Genomic DNA, 5,791 nt, shown 5'->3' with positions numbered 1-5,791 from the left:
CTCACTTCTTCATTGATCCCTGCGGGAAGGCCTCTGCGAAGATGGGGAAGGGAGAGTTCCAGTCTGTCGTGAGAGAACGCGCCGCATGGGAGAGGACAATGGCGGGCTTGTTTTTTCGGGCGTTCTCGAAGATTGTGCCTGAGTGGGTTTCCGGCGGCGTATCGGCGGACTATGGCTTCGCGTAGGCCTTCAAGCTGGCGCTCTACGCAAGGCGGATCAACGGAGCCGGACAGACGCCCGAGGCCGACTCTCGCCAGCCAGATAGCCCGCCCAGTCGTCCATCAGCCGCCTCCGCCGCTTGAACAGGTCCGTGCGCCGGTAGGCGGCCTCGACCGGGTTGCGCACCTTGTGCGCCAAAGCCGCCTCCGCCACCTCGCGCGGATGATCCGTCTCCTCCGCCACCCAGTCCCGGAAACTCGACCGGAACCCGTGCGGCACCGCCGCAATCCTCAACCCACGGAGGAGTTCCGACATGGCGGTCCTCCCGAGTGGCTTTCCGCTCACTCTGGGAAAAACGAGCCGGTTGCCCCGACCGAGCACCTTCGCCTCCTTGAGGATCTCCAACGCAGGGCGGGTTAGCGGGACCCGGTGTTCCCGATACCCCTTCATGCGTCCAGCGGGGATGGTCCACACACCCTGGTTCCGGTCGATCTCCGTCCAGACCGCCCCCCGGACCTCGCCGGAGCGCGTCGCCGTCAGCACCAGAAACTCGAACGCCAGCTTCACCACCGGCCGCTTGTTCGATGCCCGCACGGTCCGGAGTGCAGACGCAATCTCCCCGTGAGGCAACGCCCGCATGTGACGCACGGCTTTCCCCTGCGAGCCGAGCACCGGACCGATCCGGTCGCACGGGTTGTCGGGCCGAAGATCCATCGCCACGGCCCACTCCAGGACCGCGCTGATGCGCTGGCGCAGCTTCCGGGCCGTGGCGGCCTTCTCGTGCCAGATCGGAGCCAGAATCCCGATCACGTCCGCGCTCGTCACCGCCGCAATCGGTATCTTTCCGATATGAGGCAAGACGTGGCGCTCCAGGCTTCTCAGCCAGAGCCGCGCATGCCGGGGGGAGCGCCAGCCCGGCCGCAGCTGCTTCCAGACCGTCCGGGCGGCGTCCGCGAAGGTGGGCATCGACTCGGCCCGCCGCTTCTCGGCCCGGGGGTCGCCCCCGTCGCGGGCCAGCTTCCGGTTGGCGAATGCCTTCTCTCGCGCTTCCTTGAGCGAGACGAGGGGAAATCCGCCGAGCCCGAGCTCGGTTCGGCGGCCCCGGATGGTGAGGCGCTGGATCCAACCCCGGCTGCCCGTGGGCCGGACATCGAGATAGAGGCCGTGGCCGTCACAGTAACGTCCGGCTTGGTTCACGTTGCGGACAAAGGCCGGTGTCAGGGCATTGAGTGGATGCCGGCCGCGCGGCTTGTGTTGTGGAGGTCGTTTCGTGAGTCTCATCCATACCACTATACCCCCCACAATATGGTGGATGCAAGGGGACTCATCGGATCAGTATGGGACAAGGTCGGATGTCCGATCTAGTTATAACTAAAACCAATATAAACACTTATGGACAATACTGGACCTACGTGGATGATACAGACGATTCAATCTAGGATTCCTGGCGGGAAGGCCAGAATCGAAGTGTGGCATCGTTTCCGGCGGCATGGTGGCTCCGAATCCCTCCTGCCCCGCCCTGCGGTAGACGTGACAGCTGGCGAGGCCCGCGCGGTTCGCCGGGGCGTGGTCGTGGAACATGCTCTCGACCGTGTGCAGGATCCCCGACCGATCGATCATGTAGTTGAAGTTCCTGTCACTCGGCTTGTAGGAACCGATATCCTCGGCCGGGAAGACCCCGTCGAAGACGATCCTGAGCTTCTCGTTGCTCCGCGCGAAACTGTCGTTGAGTCCACAGTGGACTGTAGCAGTGTTTGCCGCCGCTCCTCAGTTATCCACCCCACGAGGAGCCTCTTCCCGTGCACCTAATCCGAATGTAGTCTTAGGTTCCAATATCAAGCCGACCGAGTCTCGGAGGCCCCGAAAGGCCGGCTGCGAACTTGTCCCATACCCGTCCTGACATGAACATGATGGCTCTTCGATTTCACTCCTTCTCGGGCCCTTTCTTTGTCTGGTGGCTGTTTTTCGTCCTGTCGTCGGCGCAAACGGGCGGTCCACCGTCAGAGAACGTTCGCCGGGCGGCGAACGACTCGATCGAAGATCAGGCGCAGGAAACGGGAGAGACAATTCTGGTCTTCCCGGATTACGTCGACGGGGGCGGATGGTCGGTACAGTTGGTCATCAGCAACGTCGACCCGGAGGCCGCGGCCGAAGTCCGCGTGGATGTCTACGACCCGGACCGACAACCGGTCCTGGACCTGTTCGATTCGGAATTGACGTTGGAGATTCCATCCCTGGGCAGTCGAATCTTGAAAAGCGCCGGCTCAGGTGCCATTCGGCGGGGTTGGATCCAGGTCCGGACCGATGTGGCGACGATCAGCGGACTGTTGACCTATCGGCACGCCCAATCTGGGATCGAAGTCGGCGTCGAACCCGTCGAATTGGGACCCCGATTCGCCTTGTTCGTCGAGGAAACGCCGACGGTCGGCGCCGGCGTCGCGGTCTTCAAACCGGCCGCCTCGTCGCGTCTCGAGTTGCGAATCCGCGATGAGGAAGGGGACGATCCCTTGGAGGGTGGATTCGTTCCCTGGGTGGATTTTCACCAGGCGGCGCGCACGCTCCCGGAATGGTTCACCGCCGATGGGGTGGATACGGGGTTCCTGACCGACTTTCGTGGCCTGTTGTTCCTGGAGACCGAAGACGAATCTCCCTTCGCCCCGTTGGGGCTGCGGTTCGGGAAAGGAACGTCTTCCCTCTCGGCAGTGCCGGCGATTCGGACCCAAAGTGAGGAATCTCAAGGGACGGACCTTATCTTTCCCGACTATGTCGACGGAGGGGGATGGGCCGTGCAGCTGGTACTCAGCAACGTCGATCCGGACGCCGCGGCCCAGGTCCGGGGCCAAGTTCGCGACCCGGACGGACAACTGGTGCGGGATCTGTTCGATTCCGATCTGACGTTGGAGATTCCGGCGCTGGGCAGTCGAATCTTGAGAAGCGCCGGATCCGGATCCATTCGGCGGGGCTGGATCGAGGTCGAGACCGATTCGGCGGCGGTGAGTGGACTGTTGACCTACCGGCACGTCCAAACGGGGATCGAAGTCAGTGTCGAGCCGGCCCGGTTGGGGAAGGAATTCGCTCTGTTCGTAGAAGAATCGGGAACCGTGGGGGCGGGACTGGCCCTCTTCAAACCGGATGCAGATTCCAGGATCGAGTTGAGACTCCGCGACGAGGAGGGAAACGACCCATTGAACGGAGTGTTCGTCCCTTGGAGAGACTTCCATCAGGGCGCGCTCACGCTTCCGGAATGGTTCGATGTCCCGGGAGTGGATACGGGATTTCTGGCGGACTTTCGAGGCCTCCTGTTCCTGCGAACGGAGGACGAATCCGGGTTTTCCCCGCTGGGACTGCGATTCGGGAAGGGAACCTCCTCGCTCTCGGCGGTGCCGGCGATTCAGATCCCGGACGGGGTAGGGATCGACGGCGGCCAGGCTCCCCCTCCGACGGTGACGCTGTCGGCTTCACCGACGTCGATCGATCGGGGACAGAATGTGACATTGACGTGGTCGTCGACGAATGCGGAGAGCGCGGAGATCTCCCCGGACATCGGCATGGTGCCGACGTCCGGGTCTCGGACGGTGACGCCGAACGTCACCACGACCTACCGCATCACGGTGACGGGAACGGACGGACAGACGGCCACGGCGTCGGTCACGGTGACGGTGTCCGTTTCCGAGCGGATGGCGCTGGGGACGCTGTTCGATGCGCTGGGTGGATCGGGTTGGACCCGCAGCGACAACTGGCTGACCGACGTCCCACTGGGGGAGTGGTACGGGGTCGAGGTGGACAGCCGGGGTCGGGTGATCGGATTGCGGATGGCCGAGTGGGTCGACACTGAAGACGGAGGACAGCAGAAGATTGGGAACGGATTGACCGGGCCGATCCCGCCGGAACTGGGTTCGCTCACCCTCCTGAGAGTCCTGGATCTCAGTCAGAACCAATTGACGGGGGAGATCCCGCCGGAACTGGGCTCGCTGTCCCACCTGAGGGTCCTGGATCTCAGTCAGAATCGATTGGAGGGCAAGATTCCTCCGGAACTCGGGCGCCTCTCCGGCCTGGAGGTACTGCAACTCGTTGCCAACCGGCTGACGGGAATGATCCCACAAGAACTTGGGCGCCTTTCTCATCTGGAAATCCTGCGCCTCAGCATTAATCGGCTGACCGGGCCGATCCCGATGGAACTCGGGAATCTCTCCAATTTGGAATTCCTGTCCCTCCATAGCAACCAGCTACGAGGCCCGATCCCGGCGCAACTTGGGCACCTCTCTCGCTTGCAGAGCCTACACCTCGGAAGGAACCGGTTAACAGGCCCGATCCCGCCGGAGTTGGGAAAGCTGTCCCAGTTGTGGTGGCTGGAACTCGATTGGAACGAGCTGACGGGTCCGATCCCGTCAGACCTTTTGCAACTCGGCCAACTGGACACTTTCTTGTATTCCCACAATTTGGGCCTGTGCGCCCCCGGCACGACCGAATTCATCGCTTGGTTGAAAGGGATCAAACGACACGCAGGGCCGTACTGCAACGAGTCCGACGTGGCTGTGCTCGATTCGTTTTTCCGAAACACAGGCGGTGAGGATTGGACGAATTCCGGTGGCTGGAGCGGGGACGGTGCTGTGAGTGAATGGCATGGAGTGAGCGCCGACTCCCTGGGACGAGTGACGGGGCTCGATCTGAGTGGGAATGGACTGACAGGACGGCTCCCCAGAATCTTGGGCCAACTGGCGCAGTTGACCGAGTTGCGGATCGACTCCAACACCCTTTCCGGAAGGTTGCCGCTGGAATTGGCCCGTCTCTCTCTTCAGGTGTTCCACTACGCGGACACCGAGCTGTGCGCTCCGGTTGAGGAGTTGTTCCAAGCGTGGCTGAACGCCATTTCGGCGCACGAAGGCTCAGGCAGTAAGTGCGCGCCGCTGACGGACCGCGACATCCTGGTCGCGCTCTACGAAGCAACGGATGGGCCGACCTGGATCGAGAGTGAGAACTGGCTGACCGACGCCCCGTTGGAAGAGTGGCAGGGCGTCTTCGTTGACGTTGAAGGCCGCGTCAGCGTTTTGTGGCTCGGGGACAACAACCTGCAGGGTCCGATCCCGCCCGAACTCGGGAACCTCTCCAACCTGAGCCGAGTCTATCTCTCGGGGAACCAGTTCACGGGTCCGATCCCGCCGGAACTGGGCAACCTCGCCAAGTTGACCTGGCTTTGGCTCTCCAATAATGACCTGACGGGCCCGATCCCGCCCGAATTGCACAGCCTCGCCAACCTGGAAGACCTGAACCTCTTCGACAACAACCTCAGCGGCGCTATCCCGCCGGAACTGGGCGCTCTTGAAAATCTGACGGATCTTAGTCTCGGCACCAACAACCTGACCGGCCCGATCCCGCGGGAACTGGGCAGCCTCGCCAGCCTCAAGCAACTGTTCATCGGCGAAAACCCTCTCACGGGCCCGATTCCGTCCGAACTCGGGAACCTCTCCAACCTGGAGCGGCTTTCGATCCGTGGCACTCGCGTCACCGGCCCGATCCCGCCCGAACTCGGCAATCTCGGCAGCTTGGAGTACATGTGGCTCAACGCCAACGAATTGACCGGCCCGATCCCGCCCAAACTCGGCAACCTGTCCAACGTCACCGGTCTTGTGCT

The 5,791-nt window shown here is 62.6% G+C and carries 3 protein-coding genes and 1 pseudogene; 2 read left to right on the top strand and 2 right to left on the bottom strand.

The window, feature by feature from the left end; genetic code table 11:
• Nucleotides 1-185: hypothetical protein (locus OXT71_08865; protein MDE2926493.1), on the top strand; the 185-nt coding region annotated here is incomplete at its 5' end.
• Between the two features lie 31 nt (nucleotides 186-216).
• Here the strand turns inward: OXT71_08865 and OXT71_08860 are convergent.
• Together OXT71_08860 and OXT71_08855 are read right to left on the bottom strand one after the other, a co-directional pair.
• Nucleotides 217-1,440: an integrase arm-type DNA-binding domain-containing protein gene (locus OXT71_08860; GenBank protein ID MDE2926492.1), complete on the bottom strand. Its 1,224-nt coding sequence runs from the start codon at nucleotides 1,438-1,440 to the stop codon at nucleotides 217-219.
• A 90-nt stretch (nucleotides 1,441-1,530) separates the two neighbouring features.
• Nucleotides 1,531-1,887, bottom strand: a pseudogene (locus OXT71_08855) (hypothetical protein).
• 179 nt (nucleotides 1,888-2,066) lie between these two features.
• Between OXT71_08855 and OXT71_08850 the strand changes: the two are divergent.
• Nucleotides 2,067-5,791: leucine-rich repeat domain-containing protein (locus tag OXT71_08850; GenBank protein MDE2926491.1), on the top strand; the 3,725-nt coding region annotated here is incomplete at its 3' end.

The sequence above is a fragment of the Acidobacteriota bacterium genome (assembly GCA_028874215.1).
GTDB lineage: Bacteria > Acidobacteriota > UBA6911 > RPQK01 > JAJDTT01 > JAJDTT01.
Note: the sequence above shows the minus strand (reverse complement) of the source record. Positions and strands in the feature narration are given on the sequence as shown.